Source organism: Symbiopectobacterium sp. RP, from assembly GCF_050472005.1.
Taxonomy (GTDB): domain Bacteria; phylum Pseudomonadota; class Gammaproteobacteria; order Enterobacterales; family Enterobacteriaceae; genus Symbiopectobacterium.
Map to the genome: position 1 here is coordinate 292,141 of NZ_JBGOGS010000001.1, position 16,615 is coordinate 308,755.

Sequence of the window (16,615 nt, forward strand, 5' to 3'; positions counted from 1 at the left end):
GTAGGGTGGCGTACCCGGCCGTAAGATCGTCATGCACTCCAGCATATCAATTTTTGAACGTTTTGTTAATTACGTTTACATAAAAGAAACATAAATAACGCAACATTGCCTGGCCGCACAAAGGCACACGCCCTGTAGACCATGATGAGAATAAACGTTTTTTACTTGAGCATACCACGAGCGCCCCTCGTCGACATATCCCCTGTACGCGATTGGGGTTTACATTGGGTAACTTTCAACAATTTCAGTTTGTTATACTGCCCTCGACCTATAAAAAAAGACGTATGTAAGAATTCCCGTATCTTGCCGTAGCTTAACATCACTAGGGGTTGGAAAATGGATAGGTATCATCATGTCTTTTTTACGTAATATAGCCAAGCGACTTAAAAATGATTACACCATATGGACTGAGAACAAAATCTCTGTATCGCAACCACTCTCTCTTTTTTTGCTTGTGCCCATTTATGCTCAATGGGGTTAAGATCTGGCGAATATGTAGGCAAATACTCCACCATATACCCTGCATCGATGATGACTTGTTGAATATTATGTTTTTTGTGAAAAGTTGCATTGTCCATCACGATTACACTGTTTTTAGGGAGTACTGGGATAAGGACTTGTGTGACCCAGGAATAGAAAACATCGCTGTTAATATTGATATCAAATAATCCGATAGCAAACAGCATTGTGCCTAATAACGCGCCGATAACATTTGTTCTTCCCTTGGCTCCCCCGTTCTTCAGGCCAAAACACCGTTGACCTTTTGGGGAATAGCCGTGAGTCCGTGGGGTATCGTGTGGAAAACCACTTTCATCAATAAAAACAATAGGTTTACCTTCTTTTTCATACTGTTGTATTTTTTGTTGAAATGCTTGCCGGGCGCTTTCGTCGGCTTTCGGATGACGTAGAGTTTTTTATAGGTCAATCCCAGCTTTTTAAGAGCTTGCCAAATGGCCTTCTGACAAACGCCAAAACGCTCTGCACGTTCTTTTTGGTAAGCATCTGGATATGGTTCAACATCTTTTATCAACTCGGATTTATCGCTCTTTCGCTGACGCGTGGTCGATGCTTTTGACGCTATTTGATTAATCCAACGCGATACAGAGGCAGGGCCAATCCGAAATTGCTTCGCTGTTTCTCGGATACTCAACCCTTCTTCTTCCCGTGTAGATATCACTTTACGTCTAAAATCAATTGAATAGCTCATTTAAATAATGTAATCAAAATTAAGTCGTTTAGCTATAACTCCTTGGCAATAAAATAACCTATGTGTTGCAACACGAAAAAATTGGGCATTTATATAAATATTTTTGTGTTGCGGAACAAGAAAGCGAGAGGTTTATCACATTGCAGGGGAGGGGAGGAGCGTATTCCTGCGGCTTATCGTGGCGTCATCCTTTCCCCAGCATCCGTAGACGCTGAGGAGGATACACAACATGGCGTGGTTAAAGCGCCTCGAGTGCCAGTAATTCTTCAATGGCTTGGCGGCGGCGAATCAAGCGTGCTTCGCCATTTTCGAACAGCACTTCCGGCAGTAGTGGGCGGCTGTTGTAGTTGGAGGACATGGAGGCACCATAAGCCCCGGTGTCGTGGAACACCAGATAATCGCCAACCTGTACCGCAGGTAACGCCACCGTTTCCACGCCACCGCCAGCCTGTTGCGTAAACACATCACCGGATTCACACAATGGCCCTGCTACTACGGTATCGCGTAACGGTGCGCCAGCAAGAGAACGCTCATCTGCCGGCAATAACGAAATATGGTGATAGCTGCCGTACATGGCGGGGCGCATCAGATCGTTAAACCCGGCATCCACCAACACGAAGTGGCGGCTGCCCATGTTTTTGACCGCACGCACCTGCGCCACCAACACACCAGACTCCGCCACCAGAAAACGTCCCGGTTCGATTTCCAGTGTCACCGGGTGGCCAAGGTGTGTCTCAATACGCTGACGCGCTGCGTGCCACAGGCCAAAGTAGTGCTCGGTATCGATCACCGGCTCACCCACGCGATAAGAAATGGAAAGCCCACCGCCAGAGGAAATCGCTTCAACATCCTGACCAAACTCAACCACCTGACGCACCATGGCATCACACACCTGCTCCAGATGGCCGTAGTCCACGCCGGAACCGATATGCATATGAATGCCGACCAACTTCAGGGAGTAGCGTTGGATTTGCGCCAGCGCCAGCGGTAAATCGGCATACCAGATACCGTGTTTGCTGTTCTCACCGCCGGTGTTGGTTTTCTGGCTATGGCCGTGACCAAATCCCGGATTGACGCGCAGCCACACCGGGTGACCCGGCTGAGCCGCCCCCAGCTGGGCCAGCATATCCACTGAACCTGCATTAACCGGAATATTCAGTTCCACCACACGCGCCAGCGTCGGCACATCCAGCATGTCGGCTGTGAACACAATCTCGTGATCTGCCGTACCCGGCACAAACCCGGCCACTAGGGCGCGCTCAATTTCCCCCAGCGATACCGAATCCACTTTTACACCTTGTGCGAGCATCAGACGCAGAATATGCGTGTTGGAGCAGGCTTTTTGCGCGAAGCGGATGGTGTCAAACTGACGGAGTTGTGCAATACGCGCCACGATGGTGTGCGCATCATAGGCCCACACCGGGCATCCCAAACGAGCGGGTAATTCACGCAGACTATGCGCGTTAAGCGAGTGAGTAAGGTCATTCAGATCGTGCGGCATAGGGTTTCCGTGCAACAAAAGGGGAGCAATGACCACACGGTAACGGGCTGCAACGATTTAAAAAAATATCGATTTTCGCATATTCTATTCATCCATGATATGGCTTAACTAAACCACTTCGCGCAGCGCATTGGCAGTAATATGCACCCCTACCGTGCTACCTGCTCGATGCAGATCGCCCGGTGCACGATTCAGTACATCGACAGCCAGCTCTACGCCGTTAACCACGATACGGTACCGCACCACGTTACCTAACAGGCTGTGGTTGAGGATCTTCCCGGCGATGCCCTGTTCAGACGTACCCAGCGTGATGGATTCAGGACGAAGTGCCACCTGACCAGTGAAGTGTTCTCCCGTCAACTGTTGCGCCTGCGCGGCACTCAGCAGGTTATAGCTGCCGATAAAGCTGGCGGCAAACAGATTGGCAGGCTGGGTATACAGCGACACCGCATCGCCATCTTGTACGATTTCCCCGTTGTTCATCAGCACGATATAGCCAACCGACATTATTTTGATAACAGCCAGCTATGCTTTTTTGCCGCATATCAGGGTATCTGTTGTAATCATTTTTAAGTCGGTTGGCTATACGATCGGATAGCGTCAACGCCTCTTCCTGATCGTGGGTAACAAAGATAGCCGTCAGGTTCAGTTCACGTTGAATGCGACGGATTTGTTCACACAGATGGCGGCGAATACGCACATCCAGTGCGGAAAGGGGCTCATCCAGCATAGCCAAGCGACTTAATTTTGATTACACCATGTAGACTGAGAACAAAATCTCTGTATCGCAACCACTCTCTCTTTTTTTGCTTTTTGCTTGTGCCCATTTATGCTCAATGGGGTTAAGATCTGGCGAATATGTAGGCAAATACTCCACCATATACCCTGCATCGATGATGACTTGTTAAATATTATGTTTTTTGTGAAAAGTTACATTGTTCATCACGATTACACTGTTTTTAGGGAGTACTGGGATAAGGACTTGTGTGACCCAGGAATAGAAAACATCGCTGTTAATATTGATATCAAATAATCCGATAGCAAACAGCGTTGTGCCTAATAAAGCGCCGATAACATTTGTTCTTCCCTTGGCTCCCCAGTTTTTCAGGCCAAAACAGCGTTGACCTTTTGGGGAATAGCCGTGAGTCCGTGGGGTATCGTGTGGAAAACCACTTTCATCAATAAAAACAATAGGTTTTCCTTCTTTTTCATACTGTGGTATTTTTTGTTGAAATGCTTGCCGGGCGCTTTCGTCGGCTTTCGGATGACGTAGAGTTTTTTTATAGGTCAATCCCAGCTTTTTAAGAGCTTGCCAAATGGCCTTCTGACAAACGCCAAAACGCTCTGCACGTTCTTTTTGGTAATCATCTGGATATGGTTCAACATCTTTTATCAACTCGGATTTATCGATCTTTCGCTGACGCGTGGTCGATGCTTTTGACGCTATTTGAGGCTTTGTTGAATAAATATAGCCAAGCGACATTATTTTGATAACAATTAGCTGTATTTTTTTGCCACATATCAGGGCATTGGCTGTAATCATTTTTAAGTCGGTTGGCTATAGAACTTTTGGGTAATCATCGGAGCAGATCAACACAGTTGTTTCAAAATCAGGTCTCCATGGCAAAACAAAATTTTAAAATCACCAACTGGCCCTCTTATAACAAGGCCCTCAAGCAGCGCTGTTCTCTAACCGTATGGCTAGATGAATCAGCCATTGCTGCATGGACGGAAAAAAACACTACTGAACGGCGTGGACAACCGCTCCACTACTCAGAATGGCCATCACCACAGTCCTGATGATGAAACGCGTGTTTGGCCTTTCATTGAGAGTTTTACAGGGCTTTGGTAACTCGATTTTTAAACTGATTAAATTGTCGCTCCATTGTCCAGACTATTCGCTGCTCAGCAAGCGAGCAAAGACAGTGAACATCAGCATAAAAACGCCAACCCGTGGTGAAATCTCACATCTGGTCATTGATGGAACCGGCCTGAAGGTCTTTGGCGAAGGCGAATGGAAAGTCCGGCAGCATGGTGCCGACAGACGCAGGGTATGGCGTAAGCTGCACCTGGCAGTAGACAGTGTGACGCATGAGATTATCTGTGTGGATTTGTCGCTCAGTGGTACGACTGATGCCCAAGCTCTACCAGCGCTGATAAACCAGACCCACCGGAAAATCAGAGAGGCATCGGCTGACGGCGCTTAGGATACAGTTTACTGCTATGATGCTCTGCTGAGGAAGAAAATAAGGCCGCTTATCCCGCCACGAAGGGGGGCGCAATATTGGCAAGATCGCTACCACGAGCGTAACCACGCTGTTGCAAATCAGCGCATTAGCGGTAGTAACGATATCTGGAAAAAGAAAGTGGGCTATCACCGGCGCTCAGTGGCTGAAACGGCCATGTTCCGGTTCAAAAGGCTTCTGGGTGGTTATCTAAGTCTGAGAGACTACGATGGTCAGGTGGGTGAAGCCATGGCCATGGTCAAAGCGCTTAACCTGATCACGCTATTAGGAATGCCGAACAGTATTCGCATCACGTAACAATCGACCCGTATGGGGCGCAGTCGTTACAAGTTCTGATTTATTCAACAAAGCCTCTATTTGATTAATCCAACGCGATACAGAGGCAGGGCCAATCCGAAATTGCTTCGCTGTTTCTCGGATACTCAACCCTTCTTCTTCCCGTGTAGATATCACTTTACGTCTAAAATCAATTGAATAGCTCATTTAAATAATGTGATCAAAATTAAGTCGTTTAGCTATAACGGTAAAATGTATCGCGTGACACGCCTATGCTCTTGCAGGCTTTTGATACGTTACCGAGTTCTTCGGCGAGATTGAGCAGGCCGGCTTTGTGTTTGATAATGGGATTGTTAGTATGAAGTATGAGAGTTACCTCGCGTTTTGTTTAAGGATTAGACACCCATATCAAAACCGGTAACTCTCAACCTTTCAAGGTCCAGTGTCAGATCTAGTCGCGACTAATACAGATAAATTTACCGTGAGTATCGGTAAGGCGAACCACAACTAATCTGAGTGTCAGAGCTACGCCTGGCTGAACTTTTACTCGCCGTCCGGTGTTCTTGTCTTTCCGCTTCGCTTTTGCTGTTCGCGTTATGATCACGGATGTTTCCCCGATCTCCATATTGGCTTTTTTCCCTTTCCAGCCAACCTGTCTGTTTGCGATAAATGGCAGATCGTCTGCAATTTCACCAATTTTACGGGTGTCACCGCCCCACTCTGCCCGATGCCCTTCCTTTCCCCGGATAAGCCAACATATTCCCAGGGAGCTTAATGTGCGCATATGCCCGATAGAGTCACCTTCACGGTCAATGAGATGAACTAACTTCTTCCCGGTATCAAGAGACTCAACGCGGGCGATATCAGCCGTCAAAGCATCCATATGAGTCAGACTCTCAGACAAGCCCTCGGTTAGCGTTGAACGACAACCCGCCCTATCGGTTAGAGTTTGAGACAGGGGCGCTATTGGTAAACCATTTGCAGCATCAAGCAGTAGGCGGGTTTGTAGTTCATAACCGACGTCGCCACCATGCGTCATTTTCAAACGTTCTTCTTTCCCATTGTGGGTACGAAACTGTAAATGAGACCAGTCGCGAATGACGGGAGCGTATGGATGCGGGCTAAGTGCAACCTGCCGGAGAGCCAGCGAAATAATCGGTTCATTGAGCTGACTGAAGCTAATACGTTCATTATTAAAAAAACGCCAAACGGCCTGAGTAGTGGCGAATGTTGTTTTCTGCGCGCAGGCAAGGTCTTTAACGGCTGACGCCAATGGTGCTGCGGGAGTCATGTGTTGCTTAACCAGACGCTGATAACGCCGGTTAAGGCGGGCATCAATCCCGCCGATGGATAAGTTGAGATCATGCAGCAACGTAATAGCAGATATTGCAAAAGATGTGTAGATACCTATGCCATAAAAGGCCAGCATCATGATGATAAACACGTACAGTGAGGTTTGAAATATCTGCCGGTTGCGCTCCCCCTCACTCATGTCACTCGACAACGCAAGAAATATAGCCAAACGACTTAAAAATGATTACAGCCAATGCCCTGAGCGGGATAAGCGGCCTTATTTTCTTCCTCAGCAGAGCATCATAGCAGTAAACTGTATCCTAAGCGCCGTCAGCCGATGCCTCTCTGATTTTCCGGTGGGTCTGGTTTATCAGCGCCGCTAGAGCTTGGGCATCAGTCGTACCACTGAGCGACAAATCCGCACAGATAATCTCATGCGTCACACTGTCTACTGCCAGGTGCAGCTTACGCCATACCCTGCGTCTATCGGCACCATGCTGCCGGACTTTCCATTCGCCTTCGCCAAAGACCTTCAGGGCGGTTCCATCAATGACCAGATGTGAGATTTCACCACGGGTTGGCGTTTTTATGCTGATGTTCACTGTCTTTGCTCGGCTCGCTTGCTGAGCAGCGAATAGTCTGGACAATGCAGCGACAATTTAATCAGTTTAAAAATCGAGTCACCAAAGCCCTGTAAAGCCCTCAATGAAAGGCCAAACACGCGTTTCATCATCAGGACTGTGGTGATGGCCATATCTGAGTAGTGGAGCGGTCGTCCACGCCGTTCAGTAGTGTTTTTTTCCATCCATGCAGCAATGGCTGATTCATCTAGCCATACGGTTAGAGAACCGCGCTGCTTGAGGGCCTTGTTATAAGAGGGCCAGTTGGTGATTTTAAAATTTTGTTTTGCCATGGAGAGCTGATTTTGAAACAACTGTGTTGATCTGCTCCGATGATTACCCAAAAGTTCTATTTATTCAACAAAGCCGTATTGAAAGAAAAAAACCATTGGCGAACGTTATTGTCTTGGTAGCTATCTCTGCCGTCCTCGGCAAAAGTCAGGGGCCTCTGCCAGCGGAAATGCGTTTAGTCTGTGGGAGATTCCCGCCTTCGCGGGAATGACGAGTAGCGTTCTTGATTGGCGAAGGGGGCGGAAATAATGAGTCCCCCTATTTATCGCCCTCGATCTTAAGACCACGACATAGGCAATCAAAGCTTGTCGAGAAGCTGTTTTAGCCCTTTGCCGGTCTGGCTCTGCTGGTTTTTGTCTGCCCACTCATTGAGCCGCTTTTTCATCTCATCCTGAAGGCGTTTACGCAGCAGCTGATCGACTTGTAGTTGATAGCTCAAGTTATTGATCAGGCCATAAATACGCAGAGGCACGCTGGTAGATTTTAAAATCTCCACTAACTGCTCGTTGCCACGCCAGCCGTCGGTAATGCGCACGTTAAAATTCATGTCACATTGTTGAGCCGGGAGATCAAACTGGCTGGTGCCGGTGAGCGACAGCAGCGCAGATTGACCGGTGATATCACTTACCCGCAGTTTGCCTGCATTGAGATCGGCATTGCCGGTCAACCGCGTAATGTCAGTATAACGATCGTAGCGCTCTAACGCCTGTACATTGCTGTTATTGCGCACCACCGCCAACTGAATCATCTGCTGAATATTCACGCCCTGAAAACGCAGGTTGTCCACATGCAATGTCGCGTTACCCCGCCACTGACGCATCAATGCATCCAGCGAGAAAGTATCGCCACTAAATTGTCCCTTTAACGACAGTTTGCCACTTACCGTTTGCGGCAACGCAAACGCGACTGTCAGCGGCTCAACGCTCACACCCTCAATAGTGGGTTGCAAAGTGATTTTAGGTGTTGCCTTCGCATCCATTTTTCCGGTCAGTGCGATACGCCCGCCGTTAAGCTCGCTATGCAACGAGGAAAGAGTCAGTACGCCGACCTGATTAACCGCGTTGAGGTTTACCTTGCTGAATGTCAGGCCACGGTAGATAAGCGTGTCTACCTGCAATGCCAACTGCGCACTAAACGATTGCCATAAGGCATCGCCCTCACTCAACCCGCGCTCCGTCGAGACTACCGGCGTAACGGTCTTGATCGCGGCTGGCGAAGCGTTTTGCGTTTGTGCCGTTGGCGCACTTCCCAGCAGCGCATCAAGGTTTAGCCGTGCCGCGTTGATGTCCAGCGTATAGATAGGGTGATCACCTAGGATTGCTGTCGCATTCCCGCTCAGCTGACTGTCACTTGCCGCCAGCGTGAACTGACTTATTGTGACTTTTTCTGGCTGAGTAGCACCAGCAGCTTGTTGATAGCTGGCTAGGAGGCTACCACTGCCGCTAATGCCGCCAACGGGAATACCTGCGCCCTGAAGTTGGTATTGAAATTGTTCGATGCTGGCGTCGATTTGCTGCGGATAGTGCTGCATATCGAGATTCGCCTGAAGTGATACGGCAAGGTCGCGCTGATCGCGATTAATGCGGCTGGTCAATTCCAGCACCAGCTGGCGCTCACTGCTCTCTTCCAACGTGAGGTTGATATCGCGTACGTTGAGCTGTTCGTCGTCACCGCGCTGCAAAATCAACAGGCTATCCACGATTTTCAACTGATTAATGGCAAGTCGCCAATTGCGCGTATCTTCAGGCGTTGACGAACCGGCTGGCGCAATGGGCGCGGTGCTGGAGCGATGCGCTTCGCTTTCAGGCGTTAAGCGCACCACCGCGCCTTTGAGCATCACCTGCTTCACTTCCAGACGATGTGACAATAGCGGCCAGAGTTTCACATCCAGACGCATGTTTTCTGCACTGACAATCGGTGCCGCCGCGCCCGGCGCGGTTAGCGACATACCGCCAGAGAGAATGCTGAGCTGCGGCCAAACGTGCCAGCGGAGGTCTCCCTCCAACTGCAAACGGTATCCGCTGCGGGCATCAACCTGGCTTACCATGTAAGCGCGAAAATCGTTGGGATTCACCAGCATGACCAGCGCCGTCATACCGACAGCCAACACCACAAGCAAAATCGCCAGCGTCGTCAACACTCTTTTCATGCCATTCTCCCAACAATCAGTGCAACAGCATTATGCACTGGCGATCAATCCTTATCGATTCGGCTCGCCACAGCGCCCTGCTGATCTTTGTATTTTGCATCTTCACGACGGTTGTAGGGGCGCGCGGCCGGGCCAGAGAGCGGTTCAAAACTCAATGCACCGATAATCATGCCAGGGCGTAATGCCAACGGTAGCTTACCTGAATTATAGAACTCCAGCACAATTCTACCCTGCCAGCCTGGATCGATGCGATGCGCAGTAACGTGAACCATTAATCCCAGGCGCGCCAACGATGAGCGACCGTCGAGCCAGCCCACCAGATTATCCGGCAATGTCACCGATTCCAACGTCACCGCCAGCGCCAATTCGCTAGGATGCAGGAAAAACGCTTCGCCTTCCGGCAAGTTGATTTCATCGCTCATCACGCGATCGAGCGCCGCGCTAACTTCGTCTTTTGGGCCGCTTAAATCGATAAATGCGGCAGTGTGTCCGCTGAAAACGCGAAACTGATTACCCAGCCGCACATCCAGCGTTGCACCGTTGATTCGTTCAACGGGAGGACGGGGGGTGATAACCAGGCGTCCATCGTCTAGCCAGCTTTCTATGTCACGATCGCACAGTTTCATGTTGTTCCCTTTTCTCGTTTACGCCGTCTTCGGTGAATTATTCAAAAAACTGACTGATTTTGGCTTTCAGAATATCAATCGCAATACGGTTTTTACCGCCGTGTGGCACGATAATATCTGCATATTGCTTGGACGGTTCAATAAATTGCAAAAACATTTGGCGTACCGTTTTTTGATACTGTTCCATGACCGAGTCCATGGAGCGACTGCGTTCGTTCACATCACGGCGCATACAGCGCAGCAAGCAGATATCCAGCGGGGTATCGACAAAAATAGAAAAATTCAGCTCAGAGCGCAGGCGGACTTCAGTCAGTAACAAGATACCTTCCAGAATGATCACTTTCTTCGGCAACAAACGTACCGTCTCTTACTTGCGGGTATGCTCAACATAACTGTACTGTGGTAACTCAATCGCTTGTCCGGCTTTGAGCATTTTCAGATGCGTTAACAGCAGGTCATGGTCCATGGCATTGGTGTGGCCGTAGTTGGTTTTCACCCGCTCTTCCATGCTCAGATGGCTTTGATCTTTATAATAACTGTCTTCCGGGATGACACCGATATGCTCATCCCCCCACCTGATCGCGCAACTCGCGATAGAGCGTACTGAAAATAAGACTTTTGCCAGAAGCGGATGCTCCTGCAATTCCGATGATGACACACTGGTGAGACGTCGCAGCCATGACAATAAATGACCTGATAAATGAGGGAAATGCCGAATGGCATAGTAACGGGTAAACAAACAGTAACGAGCGAATTATAGGGAGTTAAGGCAGGCAGCGCCAGCCCTACTCATGGTCATTTCTGGTTTGCAAGGGAATTGGTGAGCGTGCACACGCTGTCTCGGCGCAACGAAAGATGACAAACGTGAAAACAGGTTGAAGCGAGGTTTTATGTGGCACGTTTCCCGCTCACCGAGCTAGCTCAACAGTGAAGCGGCACGCTTTCACCGCAGGGAGATCAGTAATGCTGAAGTTACCACCGCGTTACCAGCCAATAGGTTTGCCACAATCCGTGCTGTTATCTACAGATCCGCGAGCACGGACACGTTCCATACGCAGGTCCCTTCTGAATACCTCATCATGCCCCATCGAATATAGTGGTGGACCATTGACATGCATACCGGGTCTTTTGTTCTGATGCGCCTCGTAATTATAAGGCGCACATGCCAGGAGAGTGGCAACTGGCAGTGTGAAAATGAGCCATCTTAAGATTATCGTCATCGCGCTATCCATCAACATCAGTCGGTTCGTTGGACCGAAAAACTATCACAGGTATCGCACCTGAGATACCCACAGCGCGTTTTGATTGGCGCTTGGTTTAAATGAGCTGTAGAAGTCCCGACATAACGTCGGAAACGCTGATAATGGGCGAGTAGCCCATCAACACGAGAATCCGCCAAGTGGACATGCGGGTTGATCTAAAGGCAGTTCCCGCCAATGCGGGAACCCTATTGACCATGCATAAAATCGGTTACACCGCGCGGAACGAAATCTCGGTCGGAATGACTTCACCTTGCCAGTAAAGCTGTGCAGCCACTTGCCCGGCCAGTTCGCGATACAGTGAGGTGAACTCGCTGTCTGGCTTGCTGGCAACGGTGGGTTCACCGCGATCGAAATCCTCACGCAGAGAGATATGCAGCGGCAGTTGCCCCAACAGGGCACAGTTGTATTTCTCCGCCAGTTTCTGCGCGCCGCCGGTGCCAAAAATCGGTTCCAGATGACCACAGTGGCTGCAAATATGCACGCTCATGTTCTCGACGATACCCAACACCGGCACGCTGACTTTCTCGAACATGGTGATGCCCTTCATGGCATCCACCAACGCGATATCTTGCGGCGTCGTCACCACCACTGCGCCCGTCAGTGGCACATTTTGCGCCAGCGTCAACTGGATATCCCCGGTGCCCGGAGGCATATCTAACACCAGATAATCGAGATCCGGCCAGAGCGTATCTTGCAGCAGTTGCAACAGCGCTTTACTCGCCATCGGGCCACGCCACACCATAGCATTATCATCCGTCACCAGATAACCGATAGAGTTGGTCGCCAGACCATAAGCCATGATCGGTGCCATGTGCTGACCATCCGGAGAGGTCGGGCGCTCGCTGGCAGTGCCTAACATGCTCGGAATGGAAGGGCCATAGATGTCGGCATCGAGAATACCCACCGACGCTCCCTCTGCGGCCAGCGCCAACGCCATGTTCACCGCTGTGCTGGATTTCCCTACGCCCCCCTTGCCAGAGCTAACGGCAATAATGTTTTTAACACCTTTGACACCCGCCTGATTGTTAACACGGCGCAGCGTGGCAATACTGTGTGTCAGGCGCCATTCCACATCCTTGGCACAGGTTAAACGCATCAACTCTGGGCTGACGGTTTCTTTTAATGCGTCCAACCCACTCAACCAGGCAAATGGCATCACCAGTTCGATGCGCAGCACCTCATCCAGCAAGACACAGTGATGCAAGGCATTGAGCATTGTCAGGTTATTTTTCAGCGTCGGGTGCTTAAACGTGGAGAGGACACCGGTCACCAGTGCCTTCAGCGTATCGGGGGTCTGCTCAGGGATTGTTGCGTTCATCCCGGCTCCTTATCGTTCTCATTATTTTGTGGAAAAACAGCCATAGCATAACAGAATGCCCCGCCCCGATCGTTGACCTCAGTGAAAAAATCGCCCCGGGCAACGAGAACGCCGCATTGCCCGCGTTTGACAGGGTTTTCCGCTTACAGCGGTTTACGCCACAAGGGCCTATCGGTTAACATCGGGATTTCCTCTCATCATCATGAAAGAAAGTAAGTTCCCCACTATGACTCAAGTCGCTAAGAAAATATTGGTAACCTGCGCGTTGCCTTATGCTAACGGATCAATCCACCTCGGTCACATGCTGGAGCATATCCAGGCTGATATCTGGGTCCGTTATCAGCGAATGCGCGGTCACCAGGTTCACTTTATCTGTGCGGATGACGCCCACGGTACGCCAATCATGTTGAAAGCACAGCAGATGGGTGTGGCACCGGAGCAGATGATTGCGGACGTGAGTGAGGAACATCAGCGGGATTTCGCTGGCTTTCAGATTAGCTACGACAATTATCACTCCACCCACAGTGAAGAGAACCGGGAGTTGTCCGGTCTTATCTATGGTCGTTTGAAAGAGAACGGTTTTATCAAGAACCGCACCATTTCTCAGCTCTACGATCCGGAAAAAGGCATGTTCTTGCCGGACCGTTTCGTCAAAGGCACCTGCCCGAAATGTAAAGCGGTCGATCAGTATGGTGACAGCTGCGAAGTGTGCGGCGCGACTTATAGCCCGACGGAACTGATCGACCCGAAATCGGCGGTTTCCGGTGCGACCCCGGTGATGCGCGAGTCGGAGCACTTCTTCTTTGATTTGCCCGCATTCAGCGAAATGCTGCAAGCCTGGACGCGATCCGGTGCGTTGCAGGAGCAGGTCGCCAACAAGATGCAAGAGTGGTTTGATGCCGGCCTGCAACAGTGGGATATCACCCGCGATGCGCCCTACTTCGGTTTCGAAGTGCCGGATGCCCCGGGCAAATATTTCTACGTTTGGCTGGATGCACCGATCGGTTACATGGGATCGTTTAAAAACCTGTGCGACAAACGCGGTGATATCGATTTTGATGAGTTCTGGCGTAAAGAGGGCAGTGCTGAGCTATACCATTTCATCGGTAAAGATATCGTCTATTTCCATAGCCTGTTCTGGCCTGCCATGTTAGAAGGCAGCGGTTTCCGTAAGCCAACCAACCTGTTTGTGCACGGCTATGTGACGGTAAACGGTGCCAAGATGTCCAAATCGCGCGGCACCTTTATCAAGGCAGAGACCTATCTGCAACATCTGGATGCCGATTGCCTGCGTTATTACTATGCGGCCAAGCTATCGTCACGCATTGACGATATCGACCTCAATCTGGAAGATTTTGTGCAGCGCGTGAATGCCGATATCGTTAACAAAGTGGTTAACCTCGCGTCACGTAATGCCGGTTTCATCAATAAGCGTTTGGGCGGAAAGCTGGCGGAAACCTTGGCTGATGCCGAGCTTTATGCCACCTTCGCCAATGCGGCTGACAATATTGCCGAAGCCTACGCCAACCGCGAATCCGGCAAAGCCATCCGCGAGATCATGGCGCTGGCCGACATCGCCAACCGCTATGTGGACGAACAAGCCCCGTGGGTAGTGGCAAAAGAAGAAGGCCGCGATGCGGATTTGCAGGCGATTTGCTCCATGGGTATCAACCTGTTCCGAGTGCTGATGACCTACCTGAAACCGGTATTGCCGTCGCTGGCCGAGTGCGCCGAAGCCTTCCTCAACACTACGTTGACCTGGGATGCGGTAGCACAACCGCTGCTTAGTCACGACGTGAAAGCGTTCAAAGCGTTGTTCAACCGTATCGATCTCGACAAGGTTAATGCGATGGTTGATGCTTCCAAAGAGGACATGAGTGCCAAGAAGGTCGTGACCGGTCCGCTGGCTGACGATCCCATTCAGGAGACCATCTCTTTTGACGATTTTGCCAAAGTGGATATGCGCATTGCGCTGATCAAACAGGCAGATTTCGTGGAGGGCTCTGACAAGCTGCTGCGATTGACACTGGATCTCGGCGGTGAAACACGCCAGATTTTCTCCGGCATCCGCACGGCTTACCCCGATCCGAAAGCGCTGGAAGGGCGTTTGACCATCATGGTCGCCAACCTGGCACCACGTAAAATGCGATTCGGCGTGTCGGAAGGTATGGTGATGGCCGCAGGCCCTGGCGGCAAGGAAATTTTCCTGCTCAGCCCGGATAGCGGTGCTCAGCCGGGAATGCAAGTGAAATAATCCATCAAGCCGCCTCCGGGCGGCTTTTTTATGTGTGCCGGGCATGCCCGACAGCTTGGGGGTGAAAATCCCCTGTACAGCCTGATGGTGGCGAAGGACTAGCGAAGTGCAAGGGCGTCATCGCGAGGTGGGGTCTGAAGGAAGCGTGGAGCAAAGCCATGACCTGACGAACAGAAACCTGATACAAGGCTCATCCGATCGGCAGAGCGAGCATATGATCGCGAAGGCCATAACCATCAACGGTCGAGTGAGTAAATCAGGCAGGTGTGTGGTGAAGGGGGTCGGGCTTACCCCGGGAGGTCTGCATAGCGTCCTGCATTCAGGACTGAGCTCATCGTGAGGTGCGCTGATCGCTATGCAGAAGTCAGCAGAGGGCATAGTAGGGGAAACCTGAAGGCCCGAACAGTGATGAGTGGCGAGTATCGCCGGAGGTTCTGAACGGTCATGCAGCAAAAAACGCAATGCGACCCCGATGAGAGCAGAAGGGGTGAAGCCCCGACTCCTGCCCCATCAGGGGCTGAAACCGTCCAGACACAACCGGAGCGGGAAAGCCCGTCGTCCGGGGATAGTCTCATGGAGGTTATCCTCAACCAAGAAAATCTGAAGCAGGCGCTGAAAAGAGTAAAAGCCAACAAAGGCGCGCCGGGTGTGGACGGAATAAGCGTGAGCGAACTCCCCGACCATCTGAAACGCCAGTGGCCGGAACTGCGGAGTAACCTGCTGGCTGGCAGATACAAACCTCAGCCCGTCCGCAGGGTGGACATACCGAAACCCGGGGGAGGAACCCGACAACTGGGAATCCCGACGGTAATGGACAGGTTCATCCAGCAGGCAGTGATGCAGGTGCTGCAAAGCCAGTGGGATCCGACCTTCAGTGAAAGCAGCTATGGGTTCCGCGTTGGCAGGTCAGCGCATCATGCGGTGAAGCGAGCAAAGAGATACGTGGAAGAAGGCAACCACTGGGTGGTGGACATCGACCTCGAAAAATTCTTTGACCGGGTAAACCACGATGTACTGATGAGCCGGGTGGCAAAGCGGATAACGGATAAGCGGGTGTTAAAGTTTATCCGGGCCTTCCTGAATGCTGTAATCATGCAGGCAGGGCTGATCAGCCCACAGATGGAAGGCACACCGCAGGGTGGTCCGTTGTCGCTCCTGTTGTCGAATGTGTTGCTGGATGAACTGGATCGCGAGCTTGAAAAGCGCGGCCTGAAGCACGTCCGCTACGCAGACGACAGCAATATCTACGTCAGAAGCGAAAGAGCCGGTAAACATGTGAAGGAAAGCATCACCCACTGGCTGGAGAAGAGACTGAAACTGAAGGTTAATGAGCGGAAAAGCGCGGTGTCGCCACCGTGCGAACGTAAGTTCCTGAGTTACAGCATCAGCTCCGGCAAAGGGAGAGCGTGGATCCTCATTGCCCCAGAGTCGATAAGACGGGCTAAATCCCGCCTGAGAGAGCATAGGTATCTACACATCATAAAGGGTTAAAAACCACCATAGCTAAGTGGGCAAGTTCTTCCGGGGTATAGTCTGCTAATATGTACTAGCTCAGACCTGATCTGACAGTTA

The 16,615-nt window shown here is 50.8% G+C and carries 10 protein-coding genes and 6 pseudogenes; 3 read left to right on the forward strand and 13 right to left on the reverse strand.

Annotated elements, in window-relative coordinates; translation table 11 throughout:
* Positions 1 to 383: 383 nt before the first annotated feature.
* The 5 genes and pseudogenes from ACD630_RS01925 to ACD630_RS01945 all read right to left on the reverse strand — a co-directional run bounded on the left by ACD630_RS01925 (position 384) and on the right by ACD630_RS01945 (position 4,251).
* Positions 384 to 857: an IS630 family transposase gene (locus ACD630_RS01925; RefSeq protein ID WP_430359849.1), complete on the reverse strand. Its 474-nt coding sequence runs from the start codon at positions 855 to 857 to the stop codon at positions 384 to 386.
* A complete protein-coding gene (locus ACD630_RS01930; RefSeq protein WP_430357949.1) occupies positions 740 to 1,207 on the reverse strand; it encodes an IS630 transposase-related protein in 468 nt (155 codons plus the stop codon). Before ACD630_RS01930 ends, ACD630_RS01925 begins: the two co-directional genes overlap by 118 nt.
* Before the next feature lie 238 nt (positions 1,208 to 1,445).
* Complete coding sequence (gene lysA, locus ACD630_RS01935; RefSeq protein ID WP_430357950.1) at positions 1,446 to 2,708, reverse strand: diaminopimelate decarboxylase; 1,263 nt, start codon at positions 2,706 to 2,708, stop codon at positions 1,446 to 1,448.
* A 108-nt stretch (positions 2,709 to 2,816) separates the two neighbouring features.
* Positions 2,817 to 3,447: pseudogene (locus tag ACD630_RS01940) on the reverse strand (TOBE domain-containing protein); the annotation flags it as partial.
* 12 nt (positions 3,448 to 3,459) lie between these two features.
* Positions 3,460 to 4,251, reverse strand: a pseudogene (locus ACD630_RS01945) (IS630 family transposase).
* 77 nt (positions 4,252 to 4,328) lie between these two features.
* On the opposite strand from ACD630_RS01945, the pseudogene ACD630_RS01950 reads away from it, so the two are divergent.
* Positions 4,329 to 5,251, forward strand: a pseudogene (locus ACD630_RS01950) (IS5 family transposase).
* On the opposite strand, the gene ACD630_RS01955 reads toward ACD630_RS01950, so the two are convergent.
* From ACD630_RS01955 to apbC, 8 genes and pseudogenes are all read right to left on the reverse strand, one after another.
* Positions 5,219 to 5,437: an IS630 transposase-related protein gene (locus ACD630_RS01955; RefSeq protein ID WP_430357946.1), complete on the reverse strand. Its 219-nt coding sequence runs from the start codon at positions 5,435 to 5,437 to the stop codon at positions 5,219 to 5,221. The pseudogene ACD630_RS01950 and the gene ACD630_RS01955 sit on opposite strands and share 33 nt — an antisense overlap.
* A 34-nt stretch (positions 5,438 to 5,471) precedes the next feature.
* Positions 5,472 to 5,597, reverse strand: a pseudogene (locus ACD630_RS01960) (helix-turn-helix domain-containing protein); the annotation flags it as partial.
* An 84-nt stretch (positions 5,598 to 5,681) separates the two neighbouring features.
* Entirely contained in the window at positions 5,682 to 6,602 is a 921-nt protein-coding gene (locus ACD630_RS01965) for a hypothetical protein (protein WP_430357951.1), read from the reverse strand.
* Positions 6,603 to 6,777: 175 nt separating this feature from the next.
* A pseudogene (locus tag ACD630_RS01970) lies at positions 6,778 to 7,436 on the reverse strand (IS5 family transposase); the annotation flags it as partial.
* A gap of 296 nt (positions 7,437 to 7,732) precedes the next feature.
* Positions 7,733 to 9,583, reverse strand: a complete 1,851-nt coding sequence (gene asmA, locus ACD630_RS01975) for an outer membrane assembly protein AsmA (RefSeq protein ID WP_430357952.1) — start codon at positions 9,581 to 9,583, stop codon at positions 7,733 to 7,735.
* A 44-nt stretch (positions 9,584 to 9,627) separates the two neighbouring features.
* Complete coding sequence (dcd, locus tag ACD630_RS01980; RefSeq protein WP_430357953.1) at positions 9,628 to 10,209, reverse strand: dCTP deaminase; 582 nt, start codon at positions 10,207 to 10,209, stop codon at positions 9,628 to 9,630.
* 37 nt (positions 10,210 to 10,246) lie between these two features.
* Positions 10,247 to 10,889, reverse strand: a pseudogene (gene udk / locus ACD630_RS01985) (uridine kinase).
* A gap of 790 nt (positions 10,890 to 11,679) precedes the next feature.
* Entirely contained in the window at positions 11,680 to 12,789 is a 1,110-nt protein-coding gene (gene apbC / locus ACD630_RS01990; RefSeq protein ID WP_430357954.1) for an iron-sulfur cluster carrier protein ApbC, read from the reverse strand.
* Positions 12,790 to 13,015: 226 nt separating this feature from the next.
* On the opposite strand from apbC, the gene metG reads away from it, so the two are divergent.
* On the forward strand, positions 13,016 to 15,043 hold the full coding sequence (metG, locus tag ACD630_RS01995; RefSeq protein WP_430357955.1) for a methionine--tRNA ligase: 2,028 nt from the start codon (positions 13,016 to 13,018) through the stop codon (positions 15,041 to 15,043).
* Between the two features lie 573 nt (positions 15,044 to 15,616).
* Complete coding sequence (ltrA, locus tag ACD630_RS02000) at positions 15,617 to 16,534, forward strand: group II intron reverse transcriptase/maturase (protein WP_430357956.1); 918 nt, start codon at positions 15,617 to 15,619, stop codon at positions 16,532 to 16,534.
* The last annotated feature ends 81 nt before the right edge of the window (positions 16,535 to 16,615 follow it).